This window comes from Streptomyces sp. NPDC027663 (genome assembly GCF_055566415.1).
The window spans coordinates 1-14,667 of record NZ_JBVHSK010000018.1 but is presented as its reverse complement, the minus strand read 5'-3'; the positions used below and the strand labels follow the sequence as shown (position 1 = coordinate 14,667).

The 14,667-nt window shown below is 71.7% G+C and carries 18 protein-coding genes; 13 read left to right on the top strand and 5 right to left on the bottom strand.

Features of this window, described 5'->3' with window-relative positions:
* The first annotated feature begins 104 nt into the window (after window positions 1–104).
* Together ACZ4SF_RS32745 and ACZ4SF_RS32740 are read left to right on the top strand one after the other, a co-directional pair.
* Window positions 105–563: an ATP-binding protein gene (locus ACZ4SF_RS32745; protein WP_468391758.1), complete on the top strand. Its 459-nt coding sequence runs from the start codon at window positions 105–107 to the stop codon at window positions 561–563.
* A gap of 175 nt (window positions 564–738) precedes the next feature.
* The gene (locus tag ACZ4SF_RS32740) at window positions 739–894 is read left to right on the top strand and encodes a hypothetical protein (RefSeq protein ID WP_468391755.1); all 156 of its coding nucleotides are present in this window, start codon (window positions 739–741) and stop codon (window positions 892–894) included.
* Between the two features lie 7 nt (window positions 895–901).
* On the opposite strand, the gene ACZ4SF_RS32735 is transcribed toward ACZ4SF_RS32740, so the two are convergent.
* The 3 genes from ACZ4SF_RS32735 to ACZ4SF_RS32725 all read right to left on the bottom strand — a co-directional run bounded on the left by ACZ4SF_RS32735 (window position 902) and on the right by ACZ4SF_RS32725 (window position 2,901).
* A complete protein-coding gene (locus tag ACZ4SF_RS32735) occupies window positions 902–1,375 on the bottom strand; it encodes a C40 family peptidase (protein WP_468391752.1) in 474 nt (157 codons plus the stop codon).
* Between the two features lie 577 nt (window positions 1,376–1,952).
* Window positions 1,953–2,258, bottom strand: a complete 306-nt coding sequence (locus ACZ4SF_RS32730) for a hypothetical protein (RefSeq protein WP_468391750.1) — start codon at window positions 2,256–2,258, stop codon at window positions 1,953–1,955.
* A 7-nt stretch (window positions 2,259–2,265) separates the two neighbouring features.
* Window positions 2,266–2,901 (bottom strand): ATP-dependent Clp protease proteolytic subunit, encoded by a 636-nt coding sequence (locus ACZ4SF_RS32725; RefSeq protein WP_468391747.1) that lies wholly within the window; start codon window positions 2,899–2,901, stop codon window positions 2,266–2,268.
* Window positions 2,902–3,102: 201 nt separating this feature from the next.
* Here ACZ4SF_RS32725 and ACZ4SF_RS32720 point away from each other — a divergent pair, with 201 nt between their 5' ends.
* The 9 genes from ACZ4SF_RS32720 to ACZ4SF_RS32680 all read left to right on the top strand — a co-directional run bounded on the left by ACZ4SF_RS32720 (window position 3,103) and on the right by ACZ4SF_RS32680 (window position 11,249).
* Window positions 3,103–4,191, top strand: coding sequence for a S1C family serine protease (locus ACZ4SF_RS32720; protein WP_468391744.1), 1,089 nt, complete (start codon window positions 3,103–3,105; stop codon window positions 4,189–4,191).
* Between the two features lie 31 nt (window positions 4,192–4,222).
* Window positions 4,223–4,501 (top strand): type II toxin-antitoxin system Phd/YefM family antitoxin, encoded by a 279-nt coding sequence (locus ACZ4SF_RS32715; protein WP_468391741.1) that lies wholly within the window; start codon window positions 4,223–4,225, stop codon window positions 4,499–4,501.
* A 228-nt stretch (window positions 4,502–4,729) separates the two neighbouring features.
* On the top strand, window positions 4,730–5,032 hold the full coding sequence (locus ACZ4SF_RS32710; RefSeq protein ID WP_059248006.1) for an urease subunit gamma: 303 nt from the start codon (window positions 4,730–4,732) through the stop codon (window positions 5,030–5,032).
* Window positions 5,033–5,042: 10 nt separating this feature from the next.
* Window positions 5,043–5,354, top strand: a complete 312-nt coding sequence (locus ACZ4SF_RS32705) for an urease subunit beta (protein ID WP_468391738.1) — start codon at window positions 5,043–5,045, stop codon at window positions 5,352–5,354.
* Window positions 5,347–7,068, top strand: a complete 1,722-nt coding sequence (locus ACZ4SF_RS32700; RefSeq protein WP_468391735.1) for an urease subunit alpha — start codon at window positions 5,347–5,349, stop codon at window positions 7,066–7,068. The genes ACZ4SF_RS32705 and ACZ4SF_RS32700 overlap by 8 nt, the downstream gene beginning before the upstream one ends.
* A gap of 10 nt (window positions 7,069–7,078) precedes the next feature.
* Window positions 7,079–7,753 carry an urease accessory protein UreF gene (locus ACZ4SF_RS32695; RefSeq protein WP_468391732.1) on the top strand — a complete coding sequence of 225 codons (675 nt, stop codon included), beginning with the start codon at window positions 7,079–7,081 and terminating at the stop codon, window positions 7,751–7,753.
* Between the two features lie 206 nt (window positions 7,754–7,959).
* Window positions 7,960–8,691 carry an urease accessory protein UreG gene (gene ureG, locus ACZ4SF_RS32690; protein ID WP_468391729.1) on the top strand — a complete coding sequence of 244 codons (732 nt, stop codon included), beginning with the start codon at window positions 7,960–7,962 and terminating at the stop codon, window positions 8,689–8,691.
* The gene (locus ACZ4SF_RS32685) at window positions 8,688–9,446 is read left to right on the top strand and encodes an urease accessory protein UreD (protein ID WP_468391726.1); all 759 of its coding nucleotides are present in this window, start codon (window positions 8,688–8,690) and stop codon (window positions 9,444–9,446) included. Before ureG ends, ACZ4SF_RS32685 begins: the two co-directional genes overlap by 4 nt.
* A gap of 207 nt (window positions 9,447–9,653) precedes the next feature.
* A complete protein-coding gene (locus ACZ4SF_RS32680; protein WP_468391723.1) occupies window positions 9,654–11,249 on the top strand; it encodes an alpha/beta hydrolase in 1,596 nt (531 codons plus the stop codon).
* A 59-nt stretch (window positions 11,250–11,308) separates the two neighbouring features.
* On the opposite strand, the gene ACZ4SF_RS32675 is transcribed toward ACZ4SF_RS32680, so the two are convergent.
* Both ACZ4SF_RS32675 and ACZ4SF_RS32670 read right to left on the bottom strand, forming a co-directional pair.
* Window positions 11,309–12,319 carry an NAD-dependent epimerase/dehydratase family protein gene (locus ACZ4SF_RS32675; protein ID WP_468392032.1) on the bottom strand — a complete coding sequence of 337 codons (1,011 nt, stop codon included), beginning with the start codon at window positions 12,317–12,319 and terminating at the stop codon, window positions 11,309–11,311.
* A gap of 70 nt (window positions 12,320–12,389) precedes the next feature.
* Window positions 12,390–13,112 (bottom strand): lysophospholipid acyltransferase family protein, encoded by a 723-nt coding sequence (locus ACZ4SF_RS32670; protein WP_468391720.1) that lies wholly within the window; start codon window positions 13,110–13,112, stop codon window positions 12,390–12,392.
* 318 nt (window positions 13,113–13,430) lie between these two features.
* Between ACZ4SF_RS32670 and ACZ4SF_RS32665 the strand changes: the two genes are divergently transcribed.
* Window positions 13,431–13,832, top strand: a complete 402-nt coding sequence (locus ACZ4SF_RS32665) for a DUF6153 family protein (protein WP_468391717.1) — start codon at window positions 13,431–13,433, stop codon at window positions 13,830–13,832.
* A gap of 92 nt (window positions 13,833–13,924) precedes the next feature.
* Window positions 13,925–14,536 carry a DUF305 domain-containing protein gene (locus tag ACZ4SF_RS32660; RefSeq protein ID WP_468391714.1) on the top strand — a complete coding sequence of 204 codons (612 nt, stop codon included), beginning with the start codon at window positions 13,925–13,927 and terminating at the stop codon, window positions 14,534–14,536.
* Window positions 14,537–14,667 lie beyond the last annotated feature (131 nt).

Below are 14,667 nucleotides of genomic sequence, written 5' to 3'. Positions count from 1 at the left end.
CGGCCGTTGATGGCAGTCTGACGAGCAAGCACCAGTCCGGGACCGTACTCGAACCATCCGCTGTATGTCGGACCGCGGTCCCGCGGGAAAGGGACGACGTCGCCATGGCAGACCATCTGGAAGCATCCGTCACTCTGCCGAGCGATCCCGCCTCGGTCTCCGCCGCCCGCACCTACGTCGTGGGAACCCTCGCGGAGTGGGGCCTGCCGTCGGACACCGAAGTGGCCGACACGGTGCGGCTCATCGTCTCCGAACTCGCCACCAACGCCGTACAGCACACCTTCGGTCAGTCACCCACCTTCACGGTCGACATCGCGCTGCACCGTGACGAACACCTGCGCATCGGCGTCACGGACAGCCATCCACGCTTCCCGAAGAGACTGCCCGCGGCCGTCCAGCAGGACAACGGCCGCGGCATGGTCATCATCCGCTGGCTCACCGCGGAGTGCGGCGGCAGACTCCGGATCCGCCCCACCCGCGAGGGCGGCAAGACGGTCTTCATCGAACTGCCCTGGACGGTCCCGGCCGCATCCGTACCGGCGGGAGGTCCGCAGGAATCCTGAGCGCCCGGCGCGGCACGGAGAAACCCCGCGGGTCCGGCCGGCACACCTGGGCCCGGCCGAGACGGCGGCGGACGCCTTCGATGGGGGCGCCGTCATCGACGCGCATTCGGCGGCGTGGGGGTGGCGGAGCAGGCGGGGAGGCTCCGCGTCGGGCCGGTTCGTCTTCTTCTCAGCCGTGGCGGAGAGCGAGCGGGACGCGGTCTCCCAGCAGTTGGACCGGCTCGGCAGGTGGCTGCGCCGGCCCCGGGCCGCCCGTGGGCTCCGGGCGGGCACCGGGGTGGCGCTGACGGCACTGGGAGCGGCCCGGCTGCTGGAGCCGCTCCCGGCCTGACGTCGGGTCAGCTGACCCGGCCGTACCAGACGCTCCTGGTCCAGATCTTCTGGAGCTTGACCACGTCGCCGGTCTTCGGGGCGTGCCAGATCTTGCCGTGACCGGCGTAGATGCCGACGTGGTAGACGTTGGAACCCGAGTGGAAGAACACCAGGTCACCCGCCTTGCGGCGCTTGGCGCTGATGTGGTGCGTCTTGTTGTACTGCTGGGCGGCGGTACGCGGCAGTTTCTTGCCCGCCTTCTTGTAGGAGTAGAGCGTCAGCCCCGAGCAGTCGAACCTGCGCGGGCCGGTGGCGCCCCATGCGTACGGCGCACCCTTCTTGGACGCTGCTACCTGAAGTGCCTTCGTCGCGGTGGTCGCGGCGGAAGCGTCGGTGGCGAGACCGGGTACCGCGATCGAGCCGCCCACGGCGGCAAGGGTGAGTGCCGAGGCCGTGCCGGCCCGGGCCATCAGCGACGGGACTCGATTGAGCGCAGTCATGCGCAACCCTTCGTCAGCCGCCTGTGAAGGATGACCTGTCGGATTCGGGCTGGCGAAGTAGCCCGGCCGCGTTGCCACGGCTTCACCCCAAGGGCTGCTCGGAACCTCAGGCCCGTCTGCATCGAACAAACGAACATCCGTTCCGGCGACCCGCCTTGCTTGGGTCCTCCACTCCTGCCGATCCACTCCTGTCGACCGGTCATCCGGGCGGCGGCAGGACTCGGCGTCCGCCCGGACCGCCCCGCCGCGGTGGCGGGGGCTTGTCGTCAGACAGGGATCTTCACTCACTACTGTCCGAAAATCCCAATGGAATCGGGGATTTGTGGCGTTACTCACCACTCACCCGTTCGGGTGGACACTACTGCGTTCGAGTACCCGTCAGGACCCGGACGTAGCCCCGGACCTGGGACAACGCGTTTTCCGGGCACCCTTGAACACGCGTGCTGTGCAAGTCGGGAGGCCCGGAAAACGATCTGGATGTACACCGGTTGGGGGTACGTCGTTCGGGCCGTTTCAAGTCCGCTCCGAGCGCCGCGTGTCGACACGGTGATCCCGTCGCGGCGGACGGGTGTCCGGATCAGCCGACGGCGTCCGGCGGGAGCGCGACGCGAGCGGTGCGGCGTTCACCGTCCAGCACCCGCAACGCCCGTGCGAGCGTGTCCCCGTGCAGCTCCGTCTCGCCCCGCTGATGCATCAGTGCGAGCGCGTCACGCAGCTCTGCCGCCTTGCGCACCAGAGCCTGGGCCGCGCGCAGCCCGTGGTAGGTGTCTCCGTGCCGGGCCGGATTGATGCGGCCCAGCAGGTCCACCGAGTCCAGATAATGGTCGATCAACTCGCCTTCGGCGCGCGTGAGGGCGGGCAGCGGCGGGAGTTCCGGCAGCATCGGGGGCTCACCTCGCATCCGGTGCGCCGGGCGTGTCCCGGCGGCTGGGCACGATGCCGTCCACCAGACCGTAGGCGACGGCTCCGGCGGCGTCCAGGAACAGGTCCCGTTCCAGGTCCGCGCGGACCTGCCCGGCCGTGCGCCCCGTGTGCCGGACGAGCATCTGCTCCAGTTGTGCACGCATCCGGGTCAACTCCTCGGCCTGGCGGACGAGGTCGTCGGGCCGGCCGTGCACCGGCTCGGGCAGTGCGGGCTGCTCGAGCACCATGCGGGCGCCCGGCAGCGCGAACCGCTTGCCCGGGGTGCCGGCCGCGAGCAGCACCGCCGCCGAGGAGGCGGCCTGCCCCAGGCAGTACGTCACCACGTCACAACTGACGTAGTTCATCGTGTCGTAGATCGCCGTCAGGGCGCCGAACGAACCGCCCGGCGAGTTGATGTACAGCGTGATGTCCCGGTCGGGGGCCGCGTGTTCGAGGTACATGAGCTGGGCAGTGACGTCGTTCGCGAGCGCGGCGTCGACCGGCGCGCCGAGCAGGACGATCCGGTCCTCGAAGAGTCTGGCCCAGGGATCGAGCGTGCGGACGCCGGTTCCCGTGCGCTCGGTGAACTCGGGCAGGACGTATCGGGCGGAGGTCCCGGACATGGGCACACCCCTTCTCGCGGCGGAGCCGCATCGGCGAGCTGTCTGTAAAAAATGTACAGGACGTACAGAGCCGGGGAGTGTGGTGGGACGGAAACGGCCTGCCAGGACAGCGTCGGGGGGCGCGCCTATCCTGAAGCTGACAGCGATCACTTCCGGGCTGGGCCCGGTGAGGCGCCGCCCCTTGTCGGAAGGCTCCACGCCGTGGATACGAAAGTCAGAGTCGTGTTCGCCGCTGCCGCGGTCGTGTCGATGCTCATGGGGGGAACGACCGCCGGTGCCGTGCCGGCTGACGAATCGCCGCACGACATCTTCGAGAAGGCCGCGCCGGCCACCGTCAACGTGCTGGGACAGTACGGCGGCGGAAGCGGCTTCATCTACGACAGCGAGAAGGGGCTCATCGTCACCAACGCGCACGTCGTCGAAGGGGAGAGCGCCCTCAAGGCGGTCGTCCCGGACAAGGGGGAGGTGCCCGTCCGGGTGCTCGGCATCGACCCCTGCCAGGACCTCGCCGTCCTCCAGTTCAACACCCCGGTGTCGGACCTCAAGGCGCTCGAGTTCGGCGACAGCAAGGACGTCCAGGCGGCGGACACGGTGACGGCCCTCGGCTATCCGGCCTCCTTCGAGAAGAACCCGGAGACGCAGAAGCCCATCTACACCTCGGGTGCGGTCCAGTCCCCCAATGTGCCGGCGGAACCCTCACCCTCGCTGCCCCACTACCCGGACACCATCCAGCACTCGGCCACCATCAACCCGGGCAACTCCGGAGGTCCGCTGCTCGACGGGGACGGCAAGGTGGTCGGCGTGAACACCCTGGGCAACCCCGAGGCGCAGGGGCAGTACTACTCGATCAGCATCGACCATGTGCGCCCGCTGCTGGACGGGCTGGCCGCCGGTGACACCAAGAACGCGCCCGGATGGCTGCTCGGAGCGGTGGAGGACCCGACCCTCAGTTCCGCCTTCTCCGGCGACCCCAAGCTGGAGCAGCAGGTGGCCGACGCGCAGCAGCGCCTGCTGAAGCAGGAGACCACCGGGCTGTTCGTGATGACGGTGTCGACGGATTCGCCCGCAGCCGATGCCGCGCTCACGACCGGTGACGTCATCACCGCGGTCAAGGACTCTCCCGTGGCCACCGTGGGCGACCTGTGCGACGTTCTGCAGTCCGCGGGCCCCGGCGAGAAGCTGCCGCTCCAGGGCGTGTACAGCATCAACGCGGGTGAAAAGGCAGACGACGGCCATGTCACCCGTTTCGGTGAAGAATGGACCACCGAGCTGCAGCTGCCGCAGAAGTAGGTCCCGCCGGGGTGCCCCGTAAGCTGGGTGTATGGCCTACGAGATTCCGGTGACGCAAGCCAGGGCTGAACTCGCCGACCTGATCAACCGGGTGGTGTACGGCGGGGAGCGCGTCGTCGTGACACGGCACGGCAAGCCCCTGGTGGCGCTGGTCTCGGCCGACGACCTGGAGCGGCTCGACGCGCTGGACGAGTCGTCCGAGGGGCACGTCATCAGCTCGGTGTCCGGGGTCCACGAGGCCGGTTCCGTCCCGCGCGACCAGCAGCGCTTCGGAATCGCGGCCGAGCACCGGAGGCCGGGCGGTTCCTGACCCCAGGAGTCTCCAGAGGAGACCATGGAAGGGTCATCGGCGGATCAAGGTCTGGTTTAACGTCGTTGAAACTCCGGCGTTCTAGCCTGCCCATCCACGCCACCAGGGGTTTTTCCGCCCGAATCGACGACGATCCGAGCAATTGTCTGTGTGTTACACCTGTCCCCGACGCGGTGGCTGCGGCAACCGGACCCCGCACGGTCCGGAGCTAGGACTGTGAGGTGGGACGTGCAACTGACCCCGCACGAGCAAGAGAGACTGCTGATCCATGTGGCGGCCGACGTGGCCGAGAAGCGCAGGGCCCGCGGCCTCAGGCTCAACCACCCGGAAGCGGTCGCCCTCATCACGTCGCACATCCTGGAGGGCGCGCGGGACGGCCGTACCGTCGCCGAGCTGATGTCCTCCGGCCGCAAGATCCTGACCAGGGACGACGTCATGGACGGCGTCGCCGAGATGATCCACGACGTCCAGGTGGAGGCCACCTTCCCGGACGGCACCAAGCTCGTCACCGTCCACGAGCCGATCATCTGAGGGGGACGCGATGATTCCCGGAGAGATCCTGTTCGCCGACGACCCCGTCGTCTGCAACGACGGCCGCGAGGTCACCCTGCTGACCGTCCTCAACGCCGCTGACCGGCCCGTCCAGGTCGGCTCCCACTACCACTTCGCCGAGGCCAACCCCGGCCTGCAGTTCGACCGTGCCGCCGCCCGCGGCAAGCGGCTGAACGTCGCCGCGGGCACCGCGGTGCGCTTCGAGCCCGGCATCCCCGTGGAGGTCGGACTCGTACCCCTGGCCGGCGCCCGGATCGTGCCGGGGCTGCGCGGGGAGACCGGAGGTGCCCTGGATGCCTGAGATCTCCCGCGCCGCGTACGCCGACCTGTTCGGGCCCACCACCGGTGACCGGATCCGGCTGGCCGACACCGACCTGCTGATCGAGATCGAGGAGGACCGCTGCGGCGGCCCCGGCGCCTGCGGGGACGAGGCCGTCTTCGGCGGCGGCAAGGTCATCCGCGAGTCCATGGGCCAGTCCCGCGCCACCCGGGCGGACGGCACGCCCGACACCGTGATCACCGGTGCCGTCGTCGTCGACCACTGGGGCATCGTCAAGGCCGACGTGGGCATCCGCGACGGCCGGATCACCGCCCTCGGCAAAGCCGGCAACCCCGACACCATGGACGGCGTCCATCCCGGCCTGGTCATCGGCCCCGAGACCGAGATCATCGCGGGCAACGGGCGCATCCTGACCGCCGGCGCCATCGACGCGCACGTCCATTTCATCTGCCCGCAAGTGGCCGACGAGGCGCTGGCCTCCGGCATCACCACCCTGGTCGGCGGCGGCACCGGCCCCGCCGAGGGTTCCAAGGCGACGACCGTGACGCCCGGCCCCTGGCACCTGGCCCGGATGCTGGAGGCGATGGAGGCCTACCCGGTCAACGTCGGCTTCCTCGGCAAGGGCAACACCGTCAGCCATGAGGCGATGCTGTCCCAGATCCGCGGCGGCGCGGTCGGCCTGAAACTGCACGAGGACTGGGGCTCGACCCCGGCCGTCATCGACGCAGCGCTGACCGTCGCCGACCGGACCGGCATCCAGGTCGCCATCCACACCGACACCCTGAACGAGGCGGGCTTCGTCGGCGACACCCTCGCCGCGATCGGGGGCCGGGGCATCCACTCGTACCACACCGAGGGCGCCGGCGGCGGCCACGCCCCGGACATCATGACCGTGGTCTCGCAGGCCAACGTCCTGCCCAGCTCCACCAACCCGACCCGCCCCTTCACCGTCAACACGGCCGAGGAACACCTCGACATGCTGATGGTGTGCCACCACCTCAACCCGGCCGTCCCCGAGGACCTGGCCTTCGCCGAGTCCCGGATCCGGCCCTCCACCATCGGCGCGGAGGACATCCTCCACGACCTCGGCGCGATCTCGATCATCTCCTCCGACGCGCAGGCCATGGGCCGCGTCGGCGAGGTCGTCCTGCGCACCTGGCAGACGGCGCACGTCATGAAGCGCCGGCGGGGCGCGCTGCCCGGCGACGGACGCGCCGACAACCACCGGGTACGGCGTTACGTCGCCAAGTACACGATCAACCCGGCGCTCGCCCAGGGCCTCGCCGCCGAGATCGGCTCGGTCGAGACCGGCAAGCTCGCCGACCTGGTGCTCTGGGAACCCGCGTTCTTCGGGGTCAAGCCGCTCCTCGTACTCAAGGGCGGACAGATCGCGTACGCGCAGATGGGCGACGCCAACGCCTCCATCCCGACCCCGCAGCCGATCCTGCCCCGCCCGATGTACGGCGCGATCGGCCGGGCCCCTGCGGCCAACTCGGTGAACTTCGTGGCCGGGCTGGCGATCGAGGACGGGCTGCCGCAGCGGCTGGGGCTCGGCAAGCGGTTCGTGGCGATCGAGTCCACGCGCGCCGTCACCAAGGCCGACATGCGGCAGAACGACGCCCGGCCGGACGTCCGGATCGACCCCGACAGCTTCGCCGTGCACATCGACGGCGAACTGGTCGAGGCCACCCCGGCCGCGGAACTGCCCATGGCTCAGCGCTACTTCCTCTTCTGACGGTGTCGTGATGTCCAGAGCAGCACTGCTCGTCCTGGCCGACGGCCGCTTCCCCGCCGGAGGGCACGCGCACTCCGGCGGGGCGGAGGCCGCCGTCAAGGCGGGCCGTATCACCTCGGCCGCGAGCCTTGAGGACTTCTGCCGGGGGCGGCTGCACACCGCGGGTCTCGTGGCGAGCGCGCTGGCGGCCGCTGCCGTACTGGGTGTGGAGCCGCGGGAGCTGGACGCCGCCGCTGACGCCCGTACGCCCTCGCCCGCGCTGCGCACCGCCGCGCGGCGCCTCGGCCGGCAGCTGCTGCGCGCCGCCCGGGTGACCTGGCCGTCCGGCGAACTCGACGCCCTGTCCCGGGAGTTCCCCAAGGGCGTCCACCAGCCGGTCGTGCTCGGTCTCGCCGCCCGGGCGGCCGGACTCGCGCCCGAGGACGCGGCCCACTGTGCCGCGTACGAGAGCGTGAGCGGTCCGGCGACGGCCACCGTGCGGTTGCTGAGCCTCGATCCGTTCGACGCGACGGCGGTGCTGGCCCGGCTGGCGCCGGAGCTGGACCGCGTCGCGGACCGAGCGGTGGAGGCTGCGCGCAGAGCGCTCGACGAGGGGCCCGACGCCCTGCCCGTCGCTTCGGGGCCCCTGCTGGAAGTCGGTGCCGAGTGGCACGCCGGCTGGCCCGTGCGGCTGTTCGCCTCCTAGAGAGTTCCGCCCCGCCGCCCCTGCCCTTCCCGACCCCGGGGATTCCGCCCCCTGACCCCCCGGTATCCGCCCCGAACCGCCTCGTCCGCAACGCCGGGCCGGCGGAACACGGCCGGACTCGGCCGAAGAGCCCAAGGGCCCAAGGGCCCAAGAGTCGAAGGGCCCAAGAACCCAACAGTCCAACAGTCCAAGACTGGAGCCGCTGCATGCACATCGACCACACCCACCCCGGCCCCGCCGCCCTCGGCGCGGACGCGCACCGTCCCGACGGCACCCGGCGTGCCCTGCGGATCGGACTCGGCGGACCCGTCGGATCCGGCAAGACCGCCACCGTGGCCGCGCTCTGCCGCGCACTGCGCGACCAGGTGTCCCTGGCCGTGGTCACCAACGACATCTACACCCGGGAGGACGCCGAGTTCCTGCTCCGGGAGGCCGTGCTGCCGCCCGAGCGGATCAGCGCCGTCGAGACCGGGGCCTGCCCGCACACCGCGATCCGTGACGACATCTCCGCCAACCTCGAAGCCGTCGAGGACCTGGAGGACGCGGTAGGCCCGCTGGACCTGATCCTCGTCGAGTCCGGCGGCGACAACCTCACGGCCACGTTCTCCAAGGGGCTCGTGGACGCGCAGATCTTCGTGATCGACGTCGCCGGCGGTGACGACATCCCGCGCAAGGGCGGCCCCGGCGTCACCACCGCGGACCTGCTCGTGGTCAACAAGACCGACCTCGCCCCGTACGTCGGCTCCGACCTCGCCCGGATGGCCGCCGACGCCAAGGCGCAGCGCGCCGAACTCCCCGTCGTCTTCCAGTCGTTGCGCGGCGGCACCGGCGGCACCGGCGGCACCGGCGGCACCGGCGGCACCGGCGGCACCGGCGGCACCGGCGTCGCCGACGTGGCCGCCTGGGTCCGTGACCGGCTCGTCGCGTGGACGGCATGACCGTCACCGGGGTCCGGGCGAGCGCCCGTGTCGTCGCCCGGGCCGACGGCCGGGGCGGTACGGCGCTGCCGGTACTGGACGGCGAGGGCCCGCTGGCGCTGCGCCGCACCCGGTCGACCGGGCCCGAGGCGAGGGTCATGGTCGTCGGTGCGATGAGCGGCCCGCTCGGCGGCGACCGCTTCACCTTGACCGCCCGGGTGGAGGAGGGTGCCCGGCTGCACATCGGGTCGGCCGCTGCCACCCTCGCCCTGCCCGGCCAGGACAAGGGCGAGGCCCGGTACGACGTCCGGCTCCACGTGGCCGACGGCGCCGAACTGCGCTGGCTGCCCGAGCAGTTGATCTCGGCCGAGGGCAGTGACCTCCGGGTCGCCACCCGGGCGGAACTCGGGGCCGGCGCACGCCTCGTGCTGCGCGAGGAGCAGGTGCTGGGCCGGGCCGGGGAGCAGCCCGGGCGGCTCACCAGCAGGCTGACCGTGCACGTCGCGGGCCGGACCGTACTGGACCAGGAGCTGGCGTGCGGGCCGGGCGCCCCGGGTGGCTGGGACGGGCCGGCGGTGCTCGCCGGGCACCGCGCGGTCGGGCAACTGGTCGTCGTACGCCCCGAGTTCGCGGAGAATCCGGTGCGGTCGCAGGTCCTGGGGGAACGGGCCGCGCTGGTGCCCTTGGCCGGCCCGGCTGCCCTGGTCAGCGCCGTCGCCCCGGACGCGCTGCGGCTGCGAAAGCTCTTGGACGAACTGCTGATCCGGCTCGGCTGAGGAGAACGGCGTGAGCAGCAACCGCCGTTCGCCGCCGGGGAAACACGGCACGATGCGCCCCGACCGCGGGAGCGATTCGCTCAGCGGGACTTGATCATCCGGTTATCGGATTGGTAAAGAAGGGTGACGACCCCTGTTCTCAGCGTGCTCACAGCCGAGAGGATCCCCGCCTGACCACTTGCAGCGAAGTTCGGGGAGGGGCCCCACTTGAGGCAGAACAGACCGAAGAGCCGTGTCCTGGCGCTCGGTTCCGCCGGAGTACTCGTCACCGCCACCCTGATCGCCGGAGCCATGTCGGCACCCGCGGCCGGAGCGGCCGGCCGGCCGGGACCGGACCGCGAGGCCAAGGGCGCCGCGACAGCCGCCGCCCGTGCCGCCAAGGCCGGCATCGACTGGCAGGACTGCCCGGCCGACTGGGGGCTGGAGAAGCCCATCCAGTGCGGCTGGGTCAGCGTGCCCGTGGACTACGCCCACCCGTACGGCAAGCAGATCAAGCTGGCCGTGGACCGCATCGGCAACACCGGCAGCAAGGCGGAGCGCCAGGGCGCCCTCGTCTACAACCCGGGCGGCCCCGGCGGTTCCGGGATGCGCTTCCCGCGCCGGGTCACGACGAAGAACGCGGTCTGGGCCAACGCCGCCAAGGCCTACGACTTCGTCGGCTTCGACCCGCGCGGTGTCGGCCACTCCGCGCCCATCTCCTGCATCGACCCGCAGGAGTTCGTCAAGGCTCCCAAGCTGGACCCGGTCCCGGACAGCCGTGCCGACAAGACCGCGCAGCGCAAGCTGGCCCGCGAGTACGCCGAGGGCTGCGGCGAGCGCAGCGGGGCCATGCTGCCGCACATGACCACGCCGAACACCGCCCGCGACCTGGACGTCATCCGCGCCGCGCTGGGCGAGAAGAAGCTCAACTACCTCGGCGTCTCCTACGGCACCTACCTGGGCGCCGTCTACGGCACCCTGTTCCCGGGCCACCTGCGCCGCATGGTCGTCGACAGCGTGGTCGACCCCTCGCGCGAGAACATCTGGTACGAGGCCAACCTCGGCCAGGACGTCGCCTTCGAGGGCCGCTGGAAGGACTGGCAGGACTGGGTCGCCGCGAACGACGCCGCCTTCCACCTCGGCACCACTCGCGCCGCCGTCCAGGCCAAGTGGCTCCAGCTGCGCGCCACGGCCAAGAAGAGCCCCATCGGCGGGGTCGTCGGCCCGGCCGAGCTGATCTCCTTCTTCCAGAGCGCCCCGTACTACGACTCCTCGTGGGTTCCGGTCGCCACGGTCTTCAGCAAGTACGTCGCCGGAGACACCCAGGCGCTGGTCGACGCCGCGGCCCCCGACCTGTCGGACATCGCGGGCAACATCGCCTCGGAGAACAGCAACGCCGTCTACACGGCCGTGGAGTGCGCCGACGCCAAGTGGCCCACCAGCTGGCGCAAGTGGGACCGGGACAACACCCGGCTGCACCGCGACTACCCCTTCCTCACCTGGGCGAACGCCTGGATGAACCTGCCGTGCGCCACCTGGCCGGGCAAGCAGCACAACCCGCTCGAGGTCAAGACGCACAAGGGCCTGCCGAAGGTCCTGATCGTGCAGTCCACCCGGGACGCGGCCACCCCGTACCAGGGCGCCGTCGAACTGCACAAGCGCTTCAAGGGCTCCCGCCTCATCACCGAGAAGAACGCGGGCTCCCACGGTGTGACCAGCCTGGTCAACCCCTGCATCAACCAGCGCGTCGACTCCTACCTCCTCGACGGCAAGCTGGACTCCGCGGACGTGACCTGCGCCCCGCACGCCACGCCGAAGCCGTAACCGCACCGGCACGGTGAGAAGGGGCGGCCGGATCTCCCGGCCGCCCCTTCCGCGCATTCTCAGGCCGCGTGCCAGGCGTCCTCCGCCGCATAGTCGAACAGGTCCGGGTAGACCCGGGCCAGCAGCGGGAAGCGCTCCCGCCAGTCCTGCCCGCGCAGCGCCCCGGTGAGCCACTCCACCGTCTCCGGCAGGCTCTCGGCGTACGAGACCACCGGCCGGTAGCCCAACTCCCGCTCCGCGGCGGACATGTCGTACACCACCGGCAGCGGCACCGACCACGGGGTGAGCCCCACCGAGCCGGCCGGTGGCCCGTCGAGGGACGTGGTCCGGGTCTCCACCCCCATGACGGCGTCGATCGCCGCACCGATCCCGGCGACCATCGGCGCCTCCGCGTCACAGGCGTTGAGCACCCGGGAGCCCGGCCGGGCCGCCGCCAGCCGCACCAGCTCGGCGATGTTGCGCGCGCTCGACGGATGGAATCGGCTCTCCCCCCGGTACGCCAGCACCCGCCGCTCGCGCCCGTCCAGATTGCGCTTGACGAAGTACAGTTCGCGCGGCAGCGGGCTGTACGGTCCGTGCACTGCGCCCGGCCGGAGCACCGTGACCGGGAACTGCGCACCCCGCGCGAGGAGTTCGCGTTCGAGCGCCGCTTTGCGGGTGCTGGACGACTCCTCTCCCGAAGCGACCGTCGGCTGGTTCTCGGGGACCGGCACCGGGTAGCGGGGAAAACCTCCGGGCCGGTCCTGGGTGTCGAATCCCCGGCCCGCGCCGTCCTCGTACACGGACACGCTGGAGATCACCACCGCGGAGCCGATCCGGTCCGCGAGGGACGTCAACTGCCGCGCGTGACCGGCGTCGTGGGCGACCACGTCGACCACCAGGTCGCAGCCGTCACCCACCACGGCGGCCAGCGCCGCGTCGTCCGCCCGGTCCAGCCGGACCGTCCGTACCGCCTCGTCCCACGCAGTGTCCCGGCCACCGCCACGCGAGGCGGCCGTCACCGCCCAGCCGTCCCGCGCCAGCGCCCGAACCACCGGACGGCCGATCTGCCCGCTCGCCCCGATCACCACAGCCCTCTTCATACGGCGAGCCTAGGCACCCGGGCTGTGGGCGGCCCGGCCCTTCTGCCGACGGCAGAGGTCAGCTCAGCGGCGCCCGCGGGAACCTGCTCTTCACACCCTGCTGCCCCGTCTGCCGGTCCTTGACGACGGCCGCGTACTCGTCGACGTATTCCTGCTCGGACAGCGCCAGGATCGCGTACATGATCTCGTCGGTGATGGCCCGCAGCACGGCCTTCTCGTTCTCCATGCCGGCGTAGCGGGAGAAGTCCAGGGGCTTGCCGAAGCGGATGGCCACCGGGCGGATCCGGGGCACGACCTTGCCGGGCGGCTGGGCCTCGAACGTGCCGATCATCGCGCAGGGCACGACCGGCACCCCCGCCTTCAGCGCCATCACGGCCACGCCGACCTTCCCCTTGTAGAGCTTGCCGTCGTGCGAGCGGGTGCCCTCCGGGTAGATGCCGAGCAACTCGCCCCGCCGCAGCACTCCGAGGCCCTCGCGGATCGCCGCCTGGCCCGCCTCCTTGCCGGAGCGGTCCACCGGGATCTGCCCGGCGCTGCGGAAGAAGAACGCGGTGAGCCGGCCCTTCACGCCCGGTCCGGTGAAGTACTCCGCCTTGGCCAGGAAAGTGATGCGGCGCTTCAGGATCGCCGGCATCAGGAAGTGGTCGGAGAAGGACAGGTGATTGCCGGCGACGATCGCCGCGCCCGACGCGGGGACGTGCTCCAGGCCTTCGATCCGGGGACGGAAGACGAGCCTGAGCACAGGGCCCAGGACCACGTACTTGAGCAGGTAGTAGAACACGGCTCGCTCCTCACTCGGCAAGGGCTCGCTCGGCGACCGCCCGGCAGTGGTGCGGCCGGGCACGGACCCGCCTTCCGCGCCCGCAGGACATGCGGCTCCAGGCCGAACCGCCGGGCCGGTCTCCGATGCTCGGCTCCGGGTGGCGGCGGCTGACCTCACGGTGACATTAAGTCGTACTCCGGCCGTCCTGACCAGGGCACCAGACCGTAGGGGGCGCATGGCGCAGACACGCCGTGCGCTCGCCCCGGCCGGCCGCGCGCACGAGGTCCGGTGAGCCCCTGCCGGGCCACGCCTCCCGGCCCTCGTACGATGTCCCCGATGACCGGCACCCGACCGCACGCCCCGCGACCGCCCCAGCGGCGGTACCGCGCGCTGTTCGTGCTGGTGGTGCTGGCCGGGGTGCTCGGGATGCACGCCCTGGCACCCGGCGGCGGCATGGGGCATACGGCGCACGGGCCGGCCGCACACGGCGCGGTCGCCGTCGGCGCACCGGACGACTGCATGAACGGTGACGGCCACTGCGGTGGTCACCGGCTGCACCACGCCGACCCCAGCTGTGCCTCGGCCGCGGTGGACGGCGGCCCGCAGCTGCCCGCACCGGTCCCCGACCCGGTGACCGCCCCGGCGGCGGCCCCGTGCCTGCGCTCCGGTCCGGCCGGCGCGCCGGAAGGCGCCCGCGCGCCACCCGACCTGTCCGAACTCCAGCTTCTGCGGATCTAGAGGCCGCCACGGCCGCACGCCCTGCCCTGCGCGGGTGCCGCGGTCGTGCCCACGCGCGCCCGAAATCCCTTCAGAACAGCAGGAGTTCTCGCATGCCCACCCGTACTCTGACGCGCCGCGCCGCCCTCACCGCGGTCGCCGCGACCGCCGCCCTCGTCCTCGCCGCCTGCGGCGGCAACAGCTCCGGCTCCGGCCACACCGGCCACGGCTCCTCCGCCGCCCCGACCGCCTCCGCGGCCGCGCACAACGCCCAGGACGTCGCCTTCGCCCAGGGCATGATCCCGCACCACCAGCAGGCGCTGGAAATGGCGGAACTCGCCGCCGACAGGGCCACCTCGCCCGAGGTGAAGGACCTCGCCGCCCGCATCGAGAAGGCACAGGACCCGGAGATCCGCGCCATGACCGGCTGGCTGAAGTCCTGGGGCGAGCAGGTGCCCATGGCCGGCATGGACCACTCGGGCCACGCCGGTACGTCCGGGATGATGAGCGACGCCGACATGACGGCCCTGAAGAAGGCCACCGGCAAGGAGTTCGACAGCACGTTCCTGGCGCTGATGGTCCGGCATCACCAGGGCGCCGTCGAGATGGCCGCCACCGAGCAGGACAAGGGCGGGTTCGGCCCCGCCAAGGACACGGCGGACGCCATCGTCACGGGGCAGAACGCCGAGATCAAGGAGATGGAGCAGCTCCTCGGCACGAGGTGACCGTGCGGCGGGGGGGGGGGGGGGGGGGACAACCCCCCCCCCCCCCCCCCCCCCCCACCCCCCTCCCCCCCCCCCCCACCCCCACCCCCCACCCCCCCCCCCCAGCCCCCAAGGGAGAGAAAACCACACTC

What these genes read in the sequence shown, in the direction of transcription:
- ACZ4SF_RS32715 (WP_468391741.1), top strand. Translation starts at nt 4,223, where the DNA reads ATGGCCTACGAGATTCCGGTGACGCAAGCCAGGGCTGAACTCGCCGAC.
- ureG (WP_468391729.1), top strand. Translation starts at nt 7,960, where the DNA reads ATGCACATCGACCACACCCACCCCGGCCCCGCCGCCCTCGGCGCGGAC.
- ACZ4SF_RS32685 (WP_468391726.1), top strand. Translation starts at nt 8,688, where the DNA reads ATGACCGTCACCGGGGTCCGGGCGAGCGCCCGTGTCGTCGCCCGGGCC.
- ACZ4SF_RS32700 (WP_468391735.1), top strand. Translation starts at nt 5,347, where the DNA reads ATGCCTGAGATCTCCCGCGCCGCGTACGCCGACCTGTTCGGGCCCACC.
- ACZ4SF_RS32735 (WP_468391752.1), bottom strand. Translation starts at nt 1,375, where the DNA reads ATGACTGCGCTCAATCGAGTCCCGTCGCTGATGGCCCGGGCCGGCACG.
- ACZ4SF_RS32745 (WP_468391758.1), top strand. Translation starts at nt 105, where the DNA reads ATGGCAGACCATCTGGAAGCATCCGTCACTCTGCCGAGCGATCCCGCC.
- ACZ4SF_RS32665 (WP_468391717.1), top strand. Translation starts at nt 13,431, where the DNA reads ATGACCGGCACCCGACCGCACGCCCCGCGACCGCCCCAGCGGCGGTAC.
- ACZ4SF_RS32730 (WP_468391750.1), bottom strand. Translation starts at nt 2,258, where the DNA reads ATGCTGCCGGAACTCCCGCCGCTGCCCGCCCTCACGCGCGCCGAAGGC.
- ACZ4SF_RS32660 (WP_468391714.1), top strand. Translation starts at nt 13,925, where the DNA reads ATGCCCACCCGTACTCTGACGCGCCGCGCCGCCCTCACCGCGGTCGCC.
- ACZ4SF_RS32725 (WP_468391747.1), bottom strand. Translation starts at nt 2,901, where the DNA reads ATGTCCGGGACCTCCGCCCGATACGTCCTGCCCGAGTTCACCGAGCGC.
- ACZ4SF_RS32695 (WP_468391732.1), top strand. Translation starts at nt 7,079, where the DNA reads ATGTCCAGAGCAGCACTGCTCGTCCTGGCCGACGGCCGCTTCCCCGCC.
- ACZ4SF_RS32705 (WP_468391738.1), top strand. Translation starts at nt 5,043, where the DNA reads ATGATTCCCGGAGAGATCCTGTTCGCCGACGACCCCGTCGTCTGCAAC.